This is a genomic window from Salipiger thiooxidans, from assembly GCF_900102075.1.
In the GTDB taxonomy this organism is placed as follows: Bacteria; Pseudomonadota; Alphaproteobacteria; order Rhodobacterales; family Rhodobacteraceae; genus Salipiger; species Salipiger thiooxidans.
The window spans coordinates 1-2,179 of record NZ_FNAV01000064.1 but is presented as its reverse complement, the minus strand read 5'-3'; the positions used below and the strand labels follow the sequence as shown (position 1 = coordinate 2,179).

Genomic DNA, 2,179 nt, shown 5'->3' with positions numbered 1-2,179 from the left:
AGGTGATCGTAGTAGGTGGATGGGGCGATCGGCAGAACTCTGCAGATCGGCTCGACCCCGTGCGCCTCACGCTGATCGTCCCTCTCGGCGTTTGCTTGCAAACGCCTGCCGGCAATGGATGAACCCGACCATCACTTCGACCGGCGGTCGAGCATCTCAGGCAGCGCTCGACGCGATGCCGCTGCTGCCTTCGATCATCGCAAAATATGCGCTCGCCTTGCGCAAGATCTCGTTTGCCTGACGCAGCTCTCGGTTCTCCCGTTCCAGCGCCTTCATCTTCTCTGCCATGTCGGGCGGGATGCCCGCGCGCTTGCCGCTGTCGACCTCAGCCTTCTTGACCCACTCGTTCAGGGTCTGCGGCGCACAGCCGATCTTCGCGGAAATCGACATGACTGCCTGCCAGCGCGATCCATGCTGACCCTCATTGTCGAGAACCAGGCGCACGGCACGCTCAAGCACTTCGGAGGAAAACTTGTTCGTCGTCTTGCTCATGATGCTCCATCCTACTCAGGAGTTGATGGAGTGGATGCCCCTCCCGTCATTGCCGAGGCGTGGCACAGTGGCAGCAGCAGGATGAACTGCGGTGAAAAGGAGGAAGAACATGAACAACGTCACCATCATCGGCATCGATCTGGCGAAGCACGTCTTCCACGCGCACGGTGCACACATAGACGGCAGCGTCGCGTTCAGGAAGCGATTGACCCGCGCTCAAATGCTTCCGTTTCTGTCCGCGCAGCCGCGTTGCATGGTCGTTATGGAGGCATGCGCCAGCGCTCATGAATGGGGCCGCGCGATCCAGCAACTCGGCCACGACGTGCGGCTCATCCCTCCCAGCTACGTCAAGCCATATGTGAAGCGGCAGAAGAACGATACGGCGGACGCCGAGGCCATTGCCGAAGCTGGGTCTCGGCCGACAATGCGCTTCGTCGCGGTGAAGACTGAAGAACAGCAGGCGCGCTCCATGGTTTTCCGGACGCGCGATCTGCTCGTGCGCCAAAGGACGCAACTGATCAATGCCCTGCGCGGCCACCTCGCAGAACATGGTCTGGTTGCTCCGCAAGGTCCTGCTCACCTGAAGACCCTGGCCAAAGCACTGGACGCGACTGATGTCGCAATGCCGCAGCTGGTGCGCGATATCGGCCGGACCTATCTCGAACAGATCGAGCACCCGAACTCCAAGATCGCCGACCTCGAGAAAACGCTTCGTCGCGAAGCCCAATTCGGCGAAGAAACACGCCGCTTGCAGACGATGCCCGGCATTGGTCCTATCACAGCCATGGCGGTGGAGGCGTTCGCCCCGCCTATGCAGACCTTCAAGCGGGGGCGCGACTTTGCCGCCTGGCTTGGACTCGTGCCGGTCCAGCACTCGACTGGAGGCAAACAGCGGCTCGGGCGCACCTCGAAGATGGGTCAACGCGACATACGTAGGCTTCTCATAATCGGAGCCATGGCGGTGATACGATGGGCGTCTCGCCGCGGCGCGCGGCCTGGATCGTGGCTCAGCCGTATGATGGAGCGGAAGCCGCTGATGTTGGTCGCTGTGGCCTTGGCAAACAAGATGGCCCGCGCGATCTGGGCCATGCAGACCAAGAAGGAAGACTACCGGGATCCCGACCTCGCAGCCGCTTGAGCAAACGCTCGGTCGCCGCGGGATCAGGAGAGGTGGGCATGTGAGGAGGTCGTGAACGTCAAGGGCAAATGATCGGACTGATCGGACTGACCGGGACCAGGAAAAGCACCGAGGCTCCAAGAGCGAAAAGCTCGCTGAGTTGATTTGCGCCTGTTCCGCGTATCTCCATGACGGCCCGCGGCAACCACATCGCCGCATCGATAGGCCTGACACATGACCGCACCCGATCACATGCTCAGCGGCGCGAATTTACCCTTGCATGAACCGGGGCATCCACACATGGAGCCTCCGGCAAAGCCGGGGCGGTTCACAGTTCCGGATTTGCCTGTTCGTTGGCGCCCTTGATATGGGCCCAGAACTTGGCCACCCGCGGTCCCATTTTTGGTGCGACCTCGGTCAGCCAGATAGCTGTCTCGACCGCTTCGATTTGGCAGAAAAAGGGACGAATTCCCTCGAACTGATAGTGCCGCCAATGCTGCAACAGTCTGGCCGTTTCGGGTGGCTCTGTTGCACAAATCGGCTGAACGCCGAGGTTCCCCTTTTCCCAGA

General features: G+C 61.0%; 1 protein-coding gene, 2 pseudogenes and 1 other annotated feature. Of the genes and pseudogenes, 1 reads left to right on the top strand and 2 read right to left on the bottom strand.

Annotated features, from left to right (window positions below):
- Positions 1-492: pseudogene (locus tag BLQ77_RS28035) on the bottom strand (transposase); the annotation flags it as partial.
- Positions 21-211: a sequence feature (AL1L pseudoknot), on the bottom strand. Its footprint overlaps the pseudogene before it by 191 nt.
- A gap of 109 nt (positions 493-601) precedes the next feature.
- On the opposite strand from BLQ77_RS28035, the gene BLQ77_RS28030 reads away from it, so the two are divergent.
- Entirely contained in the window at positions 602-1,630 is a 1,029-nt protein-coding gene (locus BLQ77_RS28030) for an IS110 family RNA-guided transposase (RefSeq protein WP_089964322.1), read from the top strand.
- Positions 1,631-1,940: 310 nt separating this feature from the next.
- On the opposite strand, the pseudogene BLQ77_RS28025 reads toward BLQ77_RS28030, so the two are convergent.
- Positions 1,941-2,179, bottom strand: a pseudogene (locus BLQ77_RS28025) (hypothetical protein); the annotation flags it as partial.